Genomic DNA, 16677 nt, shown 5'->3' with positions numbered 1-16677 from the left:
ATTTGACCGGTCGTTGGTGGTGGTAGGGCTCTCCCGGCTGTAGAATCACTCCGATACCGAAACACGGAGGCTACTTAAATGAAATCGGCGAATCGAACGACGGCGCCGGGGGAGGATGTGTCCGGAACTATACCCGGTTTCACCACGTTAGTACAGGTATGCCAGGTGACGATAGGCTCCCTGAGCCACACCGTACACAGCTCCGACTGCATCAGGAGATCGCGGAGAACGACATCGAGCCGTTGCTTGCTGTTCACCTTCACAAGGCGAAGTTCCACCAAGAGAAGGCGGTAGACGAATACCAGAGTCGGGAGGGTCCGGAGACCTTCCTTTCCCCCGGCGTCTACGAACAGTCAGCAGGGATGGTAGCCGCCCGCACTGAGACGGCGACCAGCGTCCCGGTCGAAGACGCGTGGCAGGAGATCGCCGCCGAGGAGACGTGGGTGGGTGCGCTCCCGGTCCAGATGCATCGGCAGGCCCAGGACGTGTACCTGCGCGGGTTTCCGTTCATCATCGGGTTCGCCAACGGGCAGCCGCGGGTGGTGCTGAATAAGATCCTGGTCGGGAACCCGGGGAACCTCGAGCGGGTATATGCGAACGAGTGGGCGCGGCCGTGGGTGATCGCCGAGATCCTGGATGCGACCGGGTTCAACACGGAGAACCTGTTCGTGGCCACGATGAAGGCCGAGCAGGACCAGTACGGTGATCAGGGGCTTCATTACCTGAAGGAGGTGGCACAGCGGACGGTCGGGACGTTCGTCGAGCAGCCGGAGGAACCGTTCCTGAAGCCGAAGACACCGACGGACTGGATGCCGGACTGGCAGGATGGGCACGTACGAACGCAGCTGCTGCAGTATGAGACGGGCTGGTCGTTGTTCGACCGTCTCGGGCACGGGGATTCGATCCGGGACGTGATCGAAGTGTTCTGCGGGAACAGTGCGGCGAAGGGTGTGCCGCCGGACCGGGGGCAAACGCTGGAGGACGTGCTGTTGACTCGGCCGTGATGGGGGTAAATTCTACGAGGCGCGGGAGGACAACTCCGGCGAAGTTTTGATCACGTCAGCAGATTCACCTGCGAGGATCCCACTCATACCTTGTTTCACCGCCTTCCTCCTCGATCTCATTATAGTTGAGCGACTTCTGCCATCCGGTCCGATTCCAGAGGCGGTACATCGGTTTCCGCATGAACGCTGGAACGTCGACGTCGTTCCGATCAATGATTACATCCCCGAACTGGAATTCGTCACTCCCGATCTCACGCCGGTTCAAGGGCCCAGAGATCCTATTCGGAACGAAGATGGTGTAATCTGCTGCGTTAAGAAGTGTTACGTATACGTAGTACGGGGGTGCGATACCGACATCTTCGTACCAGTCTAACGCGTCCTCGATATACTCGATAACTATCTTGTCTATCGTGGTAGTGAGTTCGAGGTCATCGGTTCGAGGTATAATGTCCACAGTTACCGCCTCTGCCCACCCCTCCTCGTGGAAACAGGCATAGTATCTGAAGGGATCATCACCGTTGAGACCGAAGTTGCTCCCGGTAAGAACGAAGTCACCGTATTGCTCCGTTCGTCCCTTCCCGCCTATTCCGGGTGGGTCTGGCAGGTCGGACCCTAATCTGTCGTGATCACTGCCGAATGTTTCGGCCGGGATGATATGGATTGCGAGGATGGGTAGGTCTTCATGATCAGTGAACTCGTGGTCTGATGCGATCGTACCGTAGTATCCCTCTCGCTCGTGTAGTGCTTGGAGGCGGGATTCATAGAACTCCTCTGCGTCGGCAGTAGGATCGTGAAACGCAGAGCTGGGATCGATATTGAGATGATCACGCACCAGATCATGGTTTTCAGAATCGCCAGCTAACTGGTTTCTGAGCCGTTCTAGATCCCGTATCTCTACTCGCCAGCCGTATTCCTCGTGGATCTCGTCTTCCACACGGTCGCGTTTTACAGCTGCGGGATTCTGTGTGGTGGCAAAGATGAAGAAGTCGAAGTCCTCGGGACGGTCCGCAGCTTTTTCAGCGTCCTCATGGACTTTTGGCTCCCAGTCTTGACTGACGCTGCAGTGGAGGATTCCGTGTTCACTGTCGCGTTGGAGGAGGGCGTCTCGGCCTCCGTCAGGGCCTCGTGTCCCGGTGGGGTCGACGTCGTAGCCTTCGCGTTGGAGGAGATCGGAGACGAGTTGTTCAAGGCGGGCACCGTCCCCGATTCCGTGGAGGACGGCTTCGATCCGTGTGTTTGGCATTGGAGTGGTGTGAGGTGTCTATCAGGATAATTCTAGTGATGAAGAGGTCGGATACGAAACCGCTGGCCGGGATTCCGGTAAGAATGTACCACCACGCTTGCCTCTCAAAGTTCTCTAGTCTTCCTGCTGTTCTCCGAAGTAGTCCTCGATCTCCTCGATATACTGGGGGTAATCCGGGTTCAGTTGGTACAGGCCCTGGTCATCGCCCCATTGGACGTCGATGAGCTCGAAGTCGTTGCCGTACTTCCGGGTGAGTCCGGCGATGATGCCGGCGAGGGCGCGGCCGCCCCCGGTTTCGACGCCGTGGTCCTCTTCCATCTGTTGTCGCAGTTCGCTGCTGGTGAGTTGACCGTCGGCGTCCAGCAGCACCTTGATCATTGCTTCTTGCTTGGTGGATAGGCGACGGAAGAAGTTGCTTGGAAGTGCTTCAGGCTCTTGCTGGTCGGCGTCGGTGTCGTCGCTCGCGTCCGTTGGCGCGGTGTGTTCGTCGTCCGCATCGGTTGGTTCGGTGGCTGCCGTGTCAGTGAGGGCTTCTTCTGACGTTCCGTTGCCGGCGGCGCCGTTGTTGATGGTGAGCTGCATGAGTTGGACGGCGGTGTTCTCGGTGATTTCGCGTTCGAATTCGATGCCTTCGCCGGAGATGGTGACGGTCACGGTCATACGACACTCTATGCTTATGTCCGAGTATGCTTAAACATTGTCCCTGCTCATTACTCATCAGTAGAGACTTGGTTTTGAGAACTGAGGAGTGGCATGGGTGGTGTATATAAAACTCCGTGAGAACGTTCTCGTCAGTGATTGTAACGTGGACCGCAAACAACGCATACTCCAGGCGCTCGAGGACGCCGACCAGCCGCTCTCCACCAACCAGGTAGCGGACACGGTCGACGAACACTGGAAATCCGTCAACGACGATCTCCACGAGATGCTTGCGGAAGGCGAAGTGGCGAAGAAGGAGTTGTCGAACCGGCTCACGTGGTGGTGGGATCGCGAGATCCCGCTCTAATTCCGGAATAATACTGGTGATGACTGAATGGATGAGAGCGAAATGGGTGAGGAGCTGAGTGCGGTGATCGGGTACATGAGAGCCCGGATAGAGTATTTCCTGCACCACCCTCGGTATGAGGAGAAGGAATCCTCGTTGGTGATGCTTCGGCAGAATGCTACGAATGCGATTCAGGATTTGCGACACGGAGATTTGACGGTTGAGAAGCTTCGGGAGGAGACGGAGGAAACGATGGAGAAGGCGAAAGAGTTCCGCGAGAAAGGTGAGAATCAATGACTGAATGCGATTATCTACACGAGGAGTGCCATCAGGACGCGACGGTGCTGATGAAGTACCTTGTCCACGGAAGGATTCAGGACAAGCCGCTGTGTCTTGACCATGTAGCGGACTTCTATCGGAAGCTTGAGAAAGCAAACGAAGAACTCACCTACGTTGTCGATCTGCATCTATTGAAGGAGGGTCGCATCTGGAAAAACGGGTACGAGCCAGTTTCCGCAGAGAAAGAAGGTGAGAACGCTGGGAGATGAATGTGTAGCTTGTGGTGAAGAGATCAAAGACAGGCGAGAGCATGAGAAGGAATGCTCTGAGTTGTGCGGTGATTTGATGAGATGCCGGAATTGCGGCCTCTTGTTTGATTCCGGATTCGGCGGCTACTACGTTGACGACGAAGACGTTGGTAAGGATGCGGGAGGCAGCACGGCAGAGATATTTCGTAATGATGTAGAGAAATCTGGAAACGAATGGACAGGGTTCAAAGAAGAGGACATTGGCCCTTGGTGTGATTCATGCAGCTGGACGGTTCAGCGTAAACGAGAACGAGTTTCCGGAGCGAACGCTGGTGGTAGTGATGAATGAGGAATACTGGAATTTTGTGTTGTTCGTCTTGGGAGTAGTTGTGCTTGGAAGTATGCCTGATCAAGTGGGTTTACAAAATATTCATACCGCTATCGTAACCGGTGTAATGGGGTCGTATCTGCTTTGGTTGTACTATAGAAGTATTCGAGAGTTCGGACAGAAAACGCAAGGTGAGAACACTGGACGCTGAAATCACGGAACGGAAAGGTCCCGCACTGTACCCGACATGCGAGGTATGCGGTGCGAAAGAAGGCATTCACAAGGCCGTGGTCGGGCCGAAGCAGGACGATGACTACCACTACGCGAAACGCTACGAACTGGCCTGCGGCCACACGCTACACGATCCGGACGCAAAGTTCGAAGCAGGTGTCGTGACGCTGTTCCAGCTACAGCATCCAGAGTACATGGAAATAGAGGGTGAGAACGCTGGAAATTGAGCTGGGCACACTGAGCACACGGAACGAAGCCAAGCGCCTGATGAAGAATGCAGAAAGACAGGGAGACGACGAAGTAGACTTCAGTGCTGTGGAGTTCGTTGGGCGGGCGTTCGCGGATGAAGCGGTGAAACAGGCCGATCTCCGAGATATTGCGATAACCGGGCTATCCGGTGATGTGGAAACGATGTTCGACAAGGTAGGGTTCCGAGACGAATCTCAGGGTGAATATCGTGGGTAGTGCGACATTCGAGTGCCGAGCATGTGGTGAAGAAACGAAGAACGGAGACGGAATAGGACTCGTGTGGATGAACGAGGATTGCGTTAAGCATGAGGAGCCTGACCTTTGTGATGACTGTGGTTTTCAGACGGTTGAGCGGGTGAAAGAGTACATCCGAGAACAACAAGAGGGCCGTGAGAACCCAGTTATCCTACACAACTCACAGAACGGTGATGATGAATGACGCTTGAGAACACATTTTACGAGGATGCGGTGACTTACGTTCAAAACAACAAGTACGGGGCAGCAGCGGAGGCTCTGAGTAAAACCGGGGATTCGCAGCTGCAAGCAGAGTGTGAGCGACTAAGCGAACTGATGGGCAACCACACAGAGATGCTTGGCGGCACACTCGGCCAGGTCATCAGCAACTACACCGATCGATTGCTGGATGAACTGGCACGGAAAGCGGATGAGTAGGTTTCAAAGACGAAGATACGGGCGTATAGCTCAGTGGTAGAGCATACGGGTGAGGATAATGCCGAGAATGGCGCCAAGATTTTTTGAGACTAGTTCTGCTGCTTATCAGGATGTTAGCATTTGGTTTGATCTCCATCCCCCATCTATGAGAAAAGGAAGATAAGTATCTGAATGACACCGACTGCGACAATCAGGATTGCAAGACCTGCCGCTACATATTGTGCAATCCTCGGCCTCAAGTAGTTGACTTTGTAATAATCGCGATCGTACACCATGAACGTATATGCTCGAAATAAGGAGGGTCCCGAATTCTTCTTCATTTCCCAATAGTCGTTCTTGTCGCGGAGCCGTATGCGATCGAAGGCAACGGCTGCGCTTCCTTGATAAGACAACATCTCAAGTTGAAAATCGAGTGTTTCCTTCTCACCAGGCGCTAGATCGATGTCCAGAGTTTTGTGTTCGCCGCGTTCGTACGCTGATGAGGATTCTTCGTAGGTCATCCTGGCGATCGTTTTTCCTTCGACTGGTCGATCACCGATATTTTCAACAGTGATCTGGAAACAGGGTTCCTGGTCGGTGAAGTATACAGTCCGTTTATCCTCCAGATCTCCGTTGACCCTGAATTCCACGACATTCTCGCCGTGTCGTTGAGTGCGGTATGGTCGATTTGCAGGCATGGAAGGCCCGACGATTACAACAGCAATTAAACCCGTCCTCTGTCCTATCCTTCTTCAAATCGAATCTGTCCCTTCTCTGGCTATTGAATAGCGAGGCGTCGCAGGGTTTATCCGGCGTACAGGAATGGCGGAGGAAGCCGATTGAGGCAAACCCGGGAGAGATCCGAGCACCCCGCTAAGAACACAGAGATCAGGCTGACGCAACTTCCTCAGACTCTACAGACCCAACCACATCTTCAACTCGGTCCTCCCACCGATTCTCAGCCATATTCATAAACCCGAGCAGATCGAACTGATCCTTCACCTCCATATCACGGGAAATCCGCTCAACACCCGCATCAGCATACTGCCGGGCCAACTCCCACGCCTCCGTCTCAGTTTTCTCATCCTCCTCCATTTTGATCAACTCCCAGATGAACGTGATCGCCGTCCGCACCTCATCCGAGGACACGCTATCGACATCAGTGAAATCCTGACTGTAACTGCCCTTGGACTCCTCCCGATAATCCTTGTGCAGGAACCCGATAGCCAAGCCCGCCGCGAACAACTCATACCCGTAGTCGAACGGATACTCATACGGGTCCTTATCCAGCTCTTCACCATCATCCAACTCGAGCCGCGCCGTCCGCAGCACCAAGTTCCGGTAGATGTCTCGACGAGCGGTTTTGATCACCTGTGTCGTGCTCATTGGACCAACACCTCCCCAAGATCAACCTTCGGCTCGACTTCTTCAACCACCGAGCACTCCGGGTCCTCCTCAGACACCCGGATCTGGAGGTGACGCGTCGTATGCTGGTCGATCTGGTCAAGGTCACTCTGGTGGAGCTCCTCCGGCTGGTACAGGATGACCACCTGGTCCTTGAACTCGGGAAGGTAATCGATCAGGTTGTGCTTGTGAGTACTGTCCAAGGGCCCAATGGGCGTGTCGATGACGATCGGAGCGTCACGTGCCGTGTATTTGTTGAGGCCAGCGATGAACGAGTACGCGATGATCTGCCGAGCACCTTTACTCGGGTCCTGCTCCTCGATGGACCGCCGCCCAGATTTGGTGATGATATCCAGGTCGTAATCTTCGCTGATGGCCAAGCCCTTGTAGACCTCGTTCTTGTTCGTTAGCCGGGTGAAGACACTGGAGGCGTGGTCCTCAACGTCTTGGCGACGCGTCTTAACGTACTCCTCTTTGATCTCTTCCCAAGCATCACGGCATTTCTCGGAGAGGTTGCGGAGGGTACGATACCGTTCCTCCTCGTCAGTCGCGCCCTCCATCGAGTCCTCCCGGTCCTTCAACTGGTCGATCTTGGAGTCAAGCTTGTTGATGTCTCGGTCAAGCCGTTCAATAGTGGCCTTGGTATCGATGACCTGGTCGTTGAGATCTTCCTCCTGTTTCCGGAGTCGCTGCAGGTCTTCACCAGTGACATTGATGTCCTCAATCTCCTCTTTGAGTTCCTCGATCCGGCCTTCGCTCTGCTCGATTTCCTGATCAATCCGATTGATATCTTCGCGGATTTCGTGGTAGCTGACCTTGGTTCCTCGGACGTCTTTGCCACCGCTCTCCTCCCGCAGGCAGTCGATATGCTTGGAGGCCGTATCATTCAGATCGATGATTTGCCGTCCATCATCGGTCTGCATCTCTTCGAGAACGTCCTCTAGGTTCTCCCGTTCCTTCTCCCCGATCTTGGTGCCGCACACACACCGGGGCTCCTCGAGTAACGATCGGATGATCTCAACCTCCCCACTGACGCCTTCGACCTCTATCTCGTCATCAATATGCTCTGACCCAATCCCGGTGATAAGAGACCCAAGCCGGGTGTGGTACTCTTTTTTCTCCTCTTCTTTGGCCTGTAGCTCCCCGTAAAGGCCCTCGTCCTCTTCATCCTCATCGTCACCCTCCAGTGCTTCAGTCAGCTCCTGGATGTCATTGTGAGCTTCCTCATACCCTGCAGCTTCAGCGATATCCTCCTTGACAGCAGCCAAACTCTCCTCCAGGGTTTCTAACCGCTGATCTTCAGAGTCCTTCTCCGTCCGAAGAGCCTGGAGCTCGTCCTCTTTGTCCGCGATATTGTCTTTCAGCTCCTGCAGATCGTCAACGTTCGACTCAGCCTCGTGGTACAGCTTACTGTAGTGCTTCCGCCCGTACCGGTCCAGATCCTCGATCGACTTCTGGATCTGCTGAATACCGAGAACGGTCTCGATGGCTTTCCGGATGTCGTCCTTGTCACGTTCACCATCCTGCGTCCCCGCGTACCGGCTGCCAACCTTCTCACCGTCAAAGAAGAAGAAATCAGAAGCAGTCTCCGGAAGGATGCTGTTCATAAACTCATTGTAGTCCTCGGTGCTATCCCGCTTCGAGATAACCGTCTCATAGCCACTCCCAGAACTTGGTCGCTCAACGATTACCGCGCTGTCACCCGGTTCACGGTCGTCAGGGTCATCCACCCCTTCAAACGTGATGTAGCGACGGATGCGGTGAACCGTCCCGTGATGCGTGAACTCCACCGTGACGCTTGTCTCCCCGTCCCCTTCGGTTGCAGCCCGGCGATTGATCGCACTGCGCCGCTTCGCCCGCTTCTCGGGAGGATTCCCGTCAAACCCGTAGAGACACCACTGAAGCGCGTTCAGGAACGCTGTTTTCCCCCGGTCGTTCTCCCCGACCATCAGAATCAGTGGAGCGTCCGTATCCGTCTGGAGAGGAACTTCAATCTCGCCGTAGTACGGCAAGAAATTCTTCAGAGTAACATTGACTATCTTCATGATTTGCTGATCTCATTATCCTCGTCGACGTAGCCCTGGAGGATTTTCCGGAGTTTTTTGGGGAGTCCCTCTCTCCGCCCCATCTCGACCATCCGATCCTCGAGCTTGTAGATCTCGATGAGAAGGTCTTCCGGGATGTTCTTTTCGTCTGCCTGTTCGGCGATGAGTTCCAGAATTTTGTCGTCGATGTCGGCTTCGTCAGTACTCATAGGTATGCAAGGTGACCGAATCCGTAGGGCTGTAATTCTCCCCGGAGATCAAGTCTGACCTGTTCCCGGTTGTTCGCTGCCTCCATCAGCACTTTGCCTCGCTTGAGCTCCTTTTCGATGAACCGCCGTGCTGATTCATCGCCTTGTTCAGCGGATAGTCCCGGCAGCGTAATCATATCATATAGCACGGCCTTCGCTTTCTCTTCACTTTTTCGGAGTACGCGACCTCTTCGCTGGATGAACTGTCTCTCGTTACTGGAGCTTGAAATAATTACTGCTGTCGGGCACTTGGGGACGTCAATACCCTCATCAAGACAGTTGATCGCGAGCAGGTAGTCCACCATATCGTTCTCGAATTTGTAAAACGAGCTGGCCCGCTTCTCATCATCCATGTCTGAGACATAGACGGCGAACGATTTTCCTTTGGACCGCAGCTGATCTTGGATCGCGTCCACCTGCTCGTTATCTTCGCAGAAGATGATGGCTGGCGTCGGGTGTTCAGTGTCCAGGAACCTCCCGAAGCGCCCGGGTTTCGCCTCTGCCTTCTTCAGCATCTTCGCCCGGTCGCGTTTCAGCCGCTCATCCCTCTTCCGGAGCTCCCGTTTGGACCCTGCCTTGGCTTTCTGCAACTTGCTGTGCACCTGGGCGATCATCTGGCTGTACTTCCGATACTCCTCGTACTCCTCTTCATCCAGCTCACAGATCAGCGGGTGATAATCGTATTCAGAGAGATACCCGTTTTCGATGGCCTCAGCCGTCTCGAAACGGAAGATGATATCGTCGAAGTACCCCATAATCTCCTGGTTTCCTTCATCATCGAACCGTCGTTCTGGGGTCGCGGAGAGGCCAACCCGCCGCCCGGCATCGATATCGAAAAGCTGCCTGTACGTGTCCGCACCATACCCGTGCACTTCGTCTGCAACCACCTGGATGTGTTCAGATGAGATGTCACGGACGAAGCTCTGGAACGTATCACCGATTGCCGTGTCGATCGTGGTGACAATGAACTGCTTCGGCCGGTCCTGGATATACTTGGGCTCGCCCAATTTGTAGGGGCTCACCACGTCCAAAATGCGCTTGCGCCAGTTCGTATCAGAGTTGCAGACAAGGACCTCAGCCTTCGGGATTAACTCCTGAATGTCTTCCTTCCACTGGGTGAGCAGCGGTGAACTGGGCACAGCAACCACCGACAGCCGCGTGTCAGCACCGAGGTTCGCCGCACTAATCGCGGCCCGCGTTTTCCCGGTCCCGGTTGCCATCGCGAAAATCCCGCGGTAGTCATTGGCGATCCATCGGTCGATGGACTCCTGTTGATGGTCCCACAGTGGGATATCGCCCGGTGTATCACCAGACCCACCGTCATCCTCGTCCTCAAACTGTTCCAGGTCAGGGCGGCCGTTTACCGTGTCCGGACTGTGTTCTTCTAATCCCGTCTCAACAGCATCGGGCAGTTCCTTGACCGTGACTTTCGGATCCCGGTTCTCCCACAGTCGGTTGAAGTCGTCTTCGTCCTCGACCGTTACCATCCCCAAGCCGGGCTTCCAGTTGGGAAAGACTTTGAACGACTCGTAGTTCCCTGTCCACCCGAGCTCGGTTTCGTTGATCGACCCAGTGAACGAGACTTTGTTCCCGTAGTCATCGGACAGCACACCGATTTTCTCGTGGTAATGGCGGAACGGGTTAGCCTCCTCCGGAGTATTAGCGTCCGAAAGATATGCGATCCGGATTTCGAGCAGCCCTTCTTTCAACATCCACGCCATACACCGGAAGCGGTCACGCTTGAGGTAATCTGCGAACTGTTCTTCGGTCAGCCCGCGGTGGAGTGCGTGTTCGATCACTCCCTCCGTATCTCCCTCCTCCTCGTCCTCGTCTGCTGCTTGTTCGAGTACACGGATGTCTTCGGGGCTGAGTCGTGGACTGACCAGTAGGCGCATCTGCCCGTCGTTCAGAATCAGCCCGGAGATTCCCTGTGCGGCTTGTACTAACGACTTGCTGTCGAAGTAGCCAGCAGCTCTGTCGTAGTGGGTGGCCTGTTTCAAACAGGGGATGTAGAACTCGTTGAGAAGATCGTTCCGTCCAGACCTGTAGCTGATACTCAGGTCAAGAGTTTGAAGCCCGTTCTCCTCCGGTTGTTCGGATTCGGAGGGCTCCGAGGTGTCACCTGACATTTAATCTAATTACCTAGAGTAGCTTCTCGTCACTTTATTTGTAGTTTGCGTAGCCGCGTGACACTCTCAATCACACGGTCGGTCACGTGCTGGATTTCCTCCGTGGTGTTGTCCTTTCCGACACCGAACCGGATGGCCGAGTGCCAGCGGTCCTCATCACCGCCAAGTGCCTGGAGTACGTGCGACGCCTCCACTTTCCCCGTCGTACACGCGGACCCGGCAGAGACAGCGACGTCAGGTTGCAGGCTCTTCACTAAGGCCTTGTTCTCGACACCGAGAAAACTGATGTTGAGGTTGTTCGGGAGCCGCAGTTCCTCGCTCCCGTTGAGAACGATGTCATCAAGTTCGTCGCTGATCCGGTCCCACATATAGGACGTCAGTTCGTCGACGTGCTGCGTGCGGTCCTCTTGCTCCTGGTCCGCCAGTTGCATCGCCTTTCCGAACCCAACGATCGCTGGCACGTTCAATGTCCCTGACCGCCAGCCACGTTCGTGGCCCCCGCCGTGGAGCAAGGGCTGGAGCTTCACCTTTGGCCGGCGTCGCCGAACGTACAGTGCACCGACGCCCTTGGGCCCGTAGATCTTGTGTGCCGAGACAGACATCAAGTCGATCCCCATCTCAGCCACATCAACCGGAAGGTAGCCGATCGCCTGGACCGCATCTGTATGGAACAGCACCTGGTTGTCCTTGGCAAGCTGCCCAATCTCTGCGATCGGTTGAACGATCCCGATCTCGTTGTTCGCCGCCATCACTGAGACCAGAATCGTCTCCTCGCGGATCGCGTCCTCGACCGCCGTCGGATCGACACAGCCCTCCTCATCAACAGGGAGATATGTAACGTCGAACCCGTCGTCCTCAAGGGTTTCACACGTCTCCAGAACGGCCTCGTGCTCGATAGCGGTCGTGATCAGGTGGTTTCCCTTGTCGTGTTTCTTCGCATGCTCTGCCGCACCGCGGATCGCGAGATTATCGGATTCCGTCGCCCCACTGGTGAAGATGATCTCCTCTTTCCGGCAGTTGATAGCGTCCGCAATCCGTTCACGTGCTTGTTCAACACCCTGCTTCGCCTTGGCACCAAACAGGTGGTCATCACTCGCCGGATTCCCGAACTGCTCGGTAAAGTATGGCTGCATCGACTCCACGACCCGCTCATCAACCGGAGTGGTGGCGTGATGGTCAAGGTAGATCGCCTGGTCCGTATCCCCGGTGCTCATTCTGCATCACCGGCTGCATCAACTGACGTCTCCTTGAGCCCGTTCGGAATCAAGTTATAGAAGTCATCGAGATTGTCGATATTCCCGAATACTCGGATCACGCCGCGGTTCAGGTGAGCCACGAACTGGTCTTCAAGGTCTTCTTCCGGATCCAGGCCTTCCTGCAGCAGACGCTCTTTCAGCATCGCCATGTACAGCGCATCGTGCTCCCCCAGGAGCGTGTACCGATTGAACGTCTGGCCATCGGAATCATACTGAGCCGGGTTCGGCGGTCGGGGCTCATTCAACGAATAGCACAGTCCGATTCGACACAGGAAATTCGGGGTGATCTGAGTATCCCCCTTCAACATGCGGAGCCGGGTCGTAGCATCAGACCCGATCTGCACGCGGTTGAACTCCTTGCTCATTGCGTCACTCCTTCGATGCTGGCTTTCTCCGAGTCAGGGTTTCCCGACCAGAAATATCCGGTGGACACGTCCGTACAGCCGTCCATCTCGTTATAGTCCAGGTGGTAGGCCTGTGCCACCGACTCGGATAGGTCATCGTAATGCTGGTTGTCGATCTCCGTGTCCGTCGAGAACACGAGCACCTGGTGGGAAGCCTCCGGGAAGAAGTTCTGAACAAGGTTCTCACGGTGCGGCTGGTCAAGACGACCAAGCGGCGTGTCAACAATAAACGGTAGCGGCCGGCCGGAAATCTCTGCAAGCGCCCACAAGAGAGACGTTGCGAAAATCTGGCGTTCTCCTGCTGAAAGGTCAGACTGTGGTTTACGGTTGCCGTGAATCGTTTCCACGAAGATGTTCAACTGACCTTCCTCGACCACGACCTTGTCGTAGAACTCGCTCTTGTTCGAGAGCGCAAGATACCGCTCGCTCAACACGGATTCCAGCTGGCGCAGCTTCTCCTCTGCAATCTCCTCTCGGTACTCTTTGAGCACAGCCTGCACCCGGTTCGCCAGGTTCGCCCGTTCGGAGACACCTTCGACCTCGGACTTCTCCTTGCGTTTATTCTCGATCTGGTTTTCCAGCCGGCTGAGCTTCGTCTCCATCTTACCGATCTCCTCTTCCAGATCCTCTAACTCGGACTTGAGGGCCCCCCGGCGTTCTGTGAGATCGTTCAGCTCATCGACGAGTGGCGAGAGCACCTCTTTGTCTGGTGCCCGACCCAGTTTTTCTTCGATCTGCTGGCGCTCTCGGACCATCGATTCCATTTCTGTGGTTGCCTCACCAAGTTCAGCTGGGACATCGTTGAGCGCTTGGTCAACAAGAGAGTACATCTCTTGGCGCTGGGTTGCAGAGAACTGGTGGAGCAACTTACTTTCCGTTGACCCCTCGACCAGTCGGTCCTCCATCGCCGTTCTGATGCGTGTGGTGATCTGCTCAGAGGCATCGTCCGGGATATCCGTCTCGGTCAGCAGATTGTCCTGCGCCAGTAACGTATCCAGCTCCTCCGATAGTCGCTCACGGGCGGCCGCCTGTTCTTGCTGCTCGCTCTCTGTCTGTAACCGGTCCACAACGCTTTGGCACAGGTCCGGTGCCAGGGCGAACGGATACGCCCCGGTGACAATACTACGGATATCGTCCTTCCGGCGGTCGATTTTCGTGTCCAGCTCGACGCGCCGGTCCTTCAGCTCCTCGCGTTTATCAGCATAGGCTCCGCCTTCCTTGGCAATCTGGGCCTCTTTTGAGTCGATCTTCTCTTCGACTTCCGCCAGTTCCTCTTCCCTAGTCGTTCGTGCGTCTTGGAGGTCCGCCATCTCCTGCTTGAACTCCTCTTCTGTCTCCCGGAGTTCGTTCAGCTCCTCGTTAATCCCTTCAACGCCGCTTTCATCGATCTTCTGCGAGACATATATCGAGAGGTCTGCATCGAGGCGATCAACGAGTTCTAGTCCGAGGAGCGACAGTAGAGAGTCTTCGAAACTGTCGTCGTCCTCGATTGCAGTCGCCAACTCCTGGATTTTCTCGCCGTCGAAGAAGAACAGTTGTGAGACACCTGGGGGAATGAGTTCTTTCAAGAAGTCTTCCCACTGCTCTTTGTCAAGGTCTGATGGAAGGTTCCCGTTCCGCCGGACATCCAGATTCTCGACGATACTTTTGCCTCGGTCACGCCACGACCGGGTGACCGTGTAATGGTCTACCTCGCCCATATGGGCGTACTCGAACTCCAACCGGATCGAGGCCTCTGTAGCGGATTCGTCCGGGTAGTCGTGAAGTTTGCTTCGGACCAGATCTTTGTATTCTCCCTCGCTTGTCCGTCGGCCTAACGCACTCCGGCCATGGAGACAGATCTGGATGCCCTGGAAGAGCGTCGTTTTCCCTGCTCCGTTCCTCCCACCGAACAGTATGACCGGTGATTCAGGCGTGGTCTTCAGATCGAACTCGTTCCGCCCCCGATAGGGGCCAAAATCTGTGATGACGAGCTTATTGAGCTTCATGGGAGATCAGAGGTCTGGCCGATCTGTTTCGGTGTAATGCCATTTTTCAACGTTCTCCTCACCCTCTATCTCAGCAACGATCTCGTCCTGTATCCGCCAGTCCTCTTTCATCACCTTATCAATCTCATTGTAGATAGACGCCCGCCGCTTCATCCCGTGATGCTGCAGTTCTGTGTCGAGCAGGCGCTGGATGAGTTCGGGAGGCAGGTCCTGGTCTTCACAGACCTCTTTCAGTACCGCTGCCTCAGTCTCCCCGAACGAACCGAGGTCGTCATGGACCCAGTTGAGTTCCTCGCCCATCACTCGCTCGTAAATCTTCGGGACGGAGTCTGCCCAGTCAGCCCGCTCTTCCCGCCAGAGACGCCGAATCTCGCGTAGCTCTTCGTCCTGGATCAGGTCCATCTCTTCGTCTGCGGGAAGCTGTTCGTTCACCTCCTTCTGTGTCTGCAGTAGCTTCTCGAGGAGGTCCTTGCAGAACTCGAATTTGTGGGCGCGGGGAATGATCCCATCATCGCCGTTCGTCTTCGTCCGGACCGACCCGTGCTGCCGGCCTTTGACCTGACGATAATGGGGTTTCCTATCGGGGTCCTGGGTTCCTTTGAGGAAGTCACGGAACTCGAGGAGGGGTTCCATCCAGTCATCGCCTTCGTCGATCATATTCTGCATCGCCTTGTCCTCGCTGACGACGGTGCAGGTCCAGCAACCGAATCGGCTGTTTCCGCAGGACGGTGTCTTGGTGTCGATCACCATCGGACATTCGTCATCGGCTTCCTGGTAGAGGGCTGCGAGGTCGCGGTTGTTCTTCCCCCACGGGCAGTCGACTTGCAGGAGGTACGACCAGACGTCGTCGACTAGCCAGTCCTCGATCGGTGTATAGACGAATGCGTTCGCGAATTTTGAGTGTCGGGAGAGGACGCTGCCTTCGATCTCGTGCAGCTCCATAACCTGCTTCCGGGTTGCACTCTCTGCCTTTCGGGCACCGAGGACTACAACGACTTCACCGTGTTCTGAGACGGTTTCCTCGATAAACCGGTCTGCGGGGTCGATTTTCAGGCGTTCGGTACACCAGCGAAAGGTCTGGTTCGGGGCAGGATAGCCGCGACCAATCAGGTTGACCCAGAATGAATCATCGACCTGGGGCGTGACCTTATGCGCCTGAAACGGAAGATCGTCTTTCTCGGAGAATTCGTTAACATTCTCCAGTGTCGTGATGATATGGTTGACGATCTTCGGAGTCTCAACTAATGTATCACTAGAAATAACGTAAACCGGTTTCGTTCGTTCCTCTTCCGGAAGTTCCTTGATAGCGTACCAAATGAGCTGGAGGGCCGTCGTGGAGTCCTTCCCGCCGCTGTATCCGATTACCCACGGCCGGTTGTCTGCAAGATAGGTATCCTGAATCTCCTTGTGGATGTCTGAGAGCGAGTTGTCATCAAAGACTGACGTGCCTTTCTCTTGCTCGCTTTCAGAAACCTCCACTTTCTCAGTACTCATATTTAGTTTTGCGTGAGTGAATTGCCTTAGCCGAGCTACTTGTAGCTGCCGGTGCCCCCGGAGTGATCAGTCGATTTTGAGTCCTAGATGTCCTCATTTAGGGTCGATTCTGCGAGCCGAATAGCGCCGTGTTCAACTGCCTGTTCCACCGAGAGGTTATCTTTCAAGAGGAAGATGAGATGGCCACTTCGCTCTTTCGTTAGGACTGCGTTTCGGAGGATGTCTGCATAGTCCGTACCCTTTTCTACCACGACACAGTAGGGTGTCAGGTCGTCTTCTCTCTGAAGTTCGTAGAAGTAGTTTTCAAGCTGCTGTTGCACCTTGGTGTAGTCGCTGGCCGGTATTTCGAACCGGTATTTGTCTTGTAAATAGTATTCCTGGAGGAGAGTGAAGACGTCCTCTTCATCGAAGTAGTGTTTGAAGAGATACGTATCTTCGACTTTGAAGGCCGGTATTTTCGTGGTATCGACCTCGAATGTGGGCATCGGTTG

The 16677-nt window shown here is 55.1% G+C and carries 20 protein-coding genes; 8 read left to right on the top strand and 12 right to left on the bottom strand.

The genetic code is table 11. The features are described 5' to 3' along the window. The first annotated feature begins 158 nt into the window (after positions 1–158). Positions 159–1004, top strand: a complete 846-nt coding sequence (locus tag HUG12_RS09965) for a hypothetical protein (protein WP_179268617.1) — start codon at positions 159–161, stop codon at positions 1002–1004. Positions 1005–1068: 64 nt separating this feature from the next. Here the strand turns inward: HUG12_RS09965 and HUG12_RS09960 are convergent, their stop codons facing one another. Both HUG12_RS09960 and HUG12_RS09955 read right to left on the bottom strand, forming a co-directional pair. Then, the gene (locus HUG12_RS09960; protein ID WP_179268616.1) at positions 1069–2247 is read right to left on the bottom strand and encodes a PDDEXK family nuclease; all 1179 of its coding nucleotides are present in this window, start codon (positions 2245–2247) and stop codon (positions 1069–1071) included. A gap of 114 nt (positions 2248–2361) precedes the next feature. Continuing rightward, positions 2362–2907 carry a hypothetical protein gene (locus HUG12_RS09955; protein ID WP_179268615.1) on the bottom strand — a complete coding sequence of 182 codons (546 nt, stop codon included), beginning with the start codon at positions 2905–2907 and terminating at the stop codon, positions 2362–2364. Between the two features lie 145 nt (positions 2908–3052). On the opposite strand from HUG12_RS09955, the gene HUG12_RS09950 reads away from it, so the two are divergent. The 7 genes from HUG12_RS09950 (at position 3053) to HUG12_RS09920 (ending at position 5239) form a co-directional block, all read left to right on the top strand. After that, positions 3053–3253 carry a hypothetical protein gene (locus HUG12_RS09950; protein WP_179268614.1) on the top strand — a complete coding sequence of 67 codons (201 nt, stop codon included), beginning with the start codon at positions 3053–3055 and terminating at the stop codon, positions 3251–3253. A gap of 27 nt (positions 3254–3280) precedes the next feature. Beyond that, on the top strand, positions 3281–3529 hold the full coding sequence (locus HUG12_RS09945) for a hypothetical protein (protein WP_179268613.1): 249 nt from the start codon (positions 3281–3283) through the stop codon (positions 3527–3529). Then, positions 3526–3780: a hypothetical protein gene (locus tag HUG12_RS09940; RefSeq protein ID WP_179268612.1), complete on the top strand. Its 255-nt coding sequence runs from the start codon at positions 3526–3528 to the stop codon at positions 3778–3780. The genes HUG12_RS09945 and HUG12_RS09940 overlap by 4 nt, the downstream gene beginning before the upstream one ends. Further along, positions 3761–4108, top strand: coding sequence for a hypothetical protein (locus tag HUG12_RS09935; RefSeq protein WP_179268611.1), 348 nt, complete (start codon positions 3761–3763; stop codon positions 4106–4108). The genes HUG12_RS09940 and HUG12_RS09935 overlap by 20 nt, the downstream gene beginning before the upstream one ends. A gap of 170 nt (positions 4109–4278) precedes the next feature. Continuing rightward, positions 4279–4545 carry a hypothetical protein gene (locus tag HUG12_RS09930; protein ID WP_179268610.1) on the top strand — a complete coding sequence of 89 codons (267 nt, stop codon included), beginning with the start codon at positions 4279–4281 and terminating at the stop codon, positions 4543–4545. A 40-nt stretch (positions 4546–4585) separates the two neighbouring features. Then, entirely contained in the window at positions 4586–4783 is a 198-nt protein-coding gene (locus HUG12_RS09925; RefSeq protein WP_179268609.1) for a hypothetical protein, read from the top strand. Between the two features lie 219 nt (positions 4784–5002). Continuing rightward, the gene (locus HUG12_RS09920) at positions 5003–5239 is read left to right on the top strand and encodes a hypothetical protein (RefSeq protein ID WP_179268608.1); all 237 of its coding nucleotides are present in this window, start codon (positions 5003–5005) and stop codon (positions 5237–5239) included. A gap of 143 nt (positions 5240–5382) precedes the next feature. Here the strand turns inward: HUG12_RS09920 and HUG12_RS09915 are convergent, their stop codons facing one another. The 10 genes from HUG12_RS09915 to HUG12_RS09870 all read right to left on the bottom strand — a co-directional run bounded on the left by HUG12_RS09915 (position 5383) and on the right by HUG12_RS09870 (position 16671). Further along, positions 5383–5916 (bottom strand): hypothetical protein, encoded by a 534-nt coding sequence (locus HUG12_RS09915; RefSeq protein WP_179268607.1) that lies wholly within the window; start codon positions 5914–5916, stop codon positions 5383–5385. A 190-nt stretch (positions 5917–6106) separates the two neighbouring features. Continuing rightward, entirely contained in the window at positions 6107–6604 is a 498-nt protein-coding gene (locus HUG12_RS09910; protein WP_179268606.1) for a hypothetical protein, read from the bottom strand. After that, positions 6601–8667: an AAA family ATPase gene (locus tag HUG12_RS09905; RefSeq protein WP_179268605.1), complete on the bottom strand. Its 2067-nt coding sequence runs from the start codon at positions 8665–8667 to the stop codon at positions 6601–6603. Before HUG12_RS09905 ends, HUG12_RS09910 begins: the two co-directional genes overlap by 4 nt. After that, positions 8664–8876: a DNA modification system-associated small protein gene (locus tag HUG12_RS09900; protein WP_179268604.1), complete on the bottom strand. Its 213-nt coding sequence runs from the start codon at positions 8874–8876 to the stop codon at positions 8664–8666. The genes HUG12_RS09905 and HUG12_RS09900 overlap by 4 nt, the downstream gene beginning before the upstream one ends. Beyond that, entirely contained in the window at positions 8873–11044 is a 2172-nt protein-coding gene (locus tag HUG12_RS09895) for a DEAD/DEAH box helicase family protein (protein WP_179268603.1), read from the bottom strand. The genes HUG12_RS09900 and HUG12_RS09895 overlap by 4 nt, the downstream gene beginning before the upstream one ends. Positions 11045–11073: 29 nt before the next feature. Continuing rightward, on the bottom strand, positions 11074–12258 hold the full coding sequence (locus HUG12_RS09890; protein WP_179268602.1) for a cysteine desulfurase family protein: 1185 nt from the start codon (positions 12256–12258) through the stop codon (positions 11074–11076). Then, positions 12255–12665 carry a DNA sulfur modification protein DndE gene (gene dndE, locus HUG12_RS09885; RefSeq protein ID WP_179268601.1) on the bottom strand — a complete coding sequence of 137 codons (411 nt, stop codon included), beginning with the start codon at positions 12663–12665 and terminating at the stop codon, positions 12255–12257. Before dndE ends, HUG12_RS09890 begins: the two co-directional genes overlap by 4 nt. Then, positions 12662–14692, bottom strand: a complete 2031-nt coding sequence (gene dndD / locus HUG12_RS09880; protein WP_179268600.1) for a DNA sulfur modification protein DndD — start codon at positions 14690–14692, stop codon at positions 12662–12664. The genes dndE and dndD overlap by 4 nt, the downstream gene beginning before the upstream one ends. A 6-nt stretch (positions 14693–14698) precedes the next feature. Continuing rightward, positions 14699–16186 carry a DNA phosphorothioation system sulfurtransferase DndC gene (dndC, locus tag HUG12_RS09875; RefSeq protein WP_179268599.1) on the bottom strand — a complete coding sequence of 496 codons (1488 nt, stop codon included), beginning with the start codon at positions 16184–16186 and terminating at the stop codon, positions 14699–14701. Positions 16187–16269: 83 nt separating this feature from the next. Continuing rightward, complete coding sequence (locus tag HUG12_RS09870) at positions 16270–16671, bottom strand: hypothetical protein (RefSeq protein ID WP_179268598.1); 402 nt, start codon at positions 16669–16671, stop codon at positions 16270–16272. Positions 16672–16677 lie beyond the last annotated feature (6 nt).

The sequence above is a fragment of the Halorarum salinum genome (assembly GCF_013402875.1).
Lineage (GTDB): Archaea > Halobacteriota > Halobacteria > Halobacteriales > Haloferacaceae > Halorarum > Halorarum salinum.
Note: the sequence above shows the minus strand (reverse complement) of the source record. Positions and strands in the feature narration are given on the sequence as shown.

Coding starts and splice junctions, on each gene's coding strand:
- dndC (WP_179268599.1), bottom strand. CDS start 16,186: ATGAGTACTGAGAAAGTGGAGGTTTCTGAAAGCGAGCAAGAGAAAGGC.
- HUG12_RS09915 (WP_179268607.1), bottom strand. CDS start 5,916: ATGCCTGCAAATCGACCATACCGCACTCAACGACACGGCGAGAATGTC.
- HUG12_RS09890 (WP_179268602.1), bottom strand. CDS start 12,258: ATGAGCACCGGGGATACGGACCAGGCGATCTACCTTGACCATCACGCC.
- dndD (WP_179268600.1), bottom strand. CDS start 14,692: ATGAAGCTCAATAAGCTCGTCATCACAGATTTTGGCCCCTATCGGGGG.
- HUG12_RS09895 (WP_179268603.1), bottom strand. CDS start 11,044: ATGTCAGGTGACACCTCGGAGCCCTCCGAATCCGAACAACCGGAGGAG.
- HUG12_RS09910 (WP_179268606.1), bottom strand. CDS start 6,604: ATGAGCACGACACAGGTGATCAAAACCGCTCGTCGAGACATCTACCGG.
- HUG12_RS09870 (WP_179268598.1), bottom strand. CDS start 16,671: ATGCCCACATTCGAGGTCGATACCACGAAAATACCGGCCTTCAAAGTC.
- HUG12_RS09905 (WP_179268605.1), bottom strand. CDS start 8,667: ATGAAGATAGTCAATGTTACTCTGAAGAATTTCTTGCCGTACTACGGC.
- HUG12_RS09960 (WP_179268616.1), bottom strand. CDS start 2,247: ATGCCAAACACACGGATCGAAGCCGTCCTCCACGGAATCGGGGACGGT.
- HUG12_RS09965 (WP_179268617.1), top strand. CDS start 159: ATGCCAGGTGACGATAGGCTCCCTGAGCCACACCGTACACAGCTCCGA.
- HUG12_RS09955 (WP_179268615.1), bottom strand. CDS start 2,907: ATGACCGTGACCGTCACCATCTCCGGCGAAGGCATCGAATTCGAACGC.
- HUG12_RS09900 (WP_179268604.1), bottom strand. CDS start 8,876: ATGAGTACTGACGAAGCCGACATCGACGACAAAATTCTGGAACTCATC.
- HUG12_RS09940 (WP_179268612.1), top strand. CDS start 3,526: ATGACTGAATGCGATTATCTACACGAGGAGTGCCATCAGGACGCGACG.
- HUG12_RS09925 (WP_179268609.1), top strand. CDS start 4,586: ATGAAGAATGCAGAAAGACAGGGAGACGACGAAGTAGACTTCAGTGCT.
- HUG12_RS09920 (WP_179268608.1), top strand. CDS start 5,003: ATGACGCTTGAGAACACATTTTACGAGGATGCGGTGACTTACGTTCAA.
- HUG12_RS09945 (WP_179268613.1), top strand. CDS start 3,281: ATGGATGAGAGCGAAATGGGTGAGGAGCTGAGTGCGGTGATCGGGTAC.
- dndE (WP_179268601.1), bottom strand. CDS start 12,665: ATGAGCAAGGAGTTCAACCGCGTGCAGATCGGGTCTGATGCTACGACC.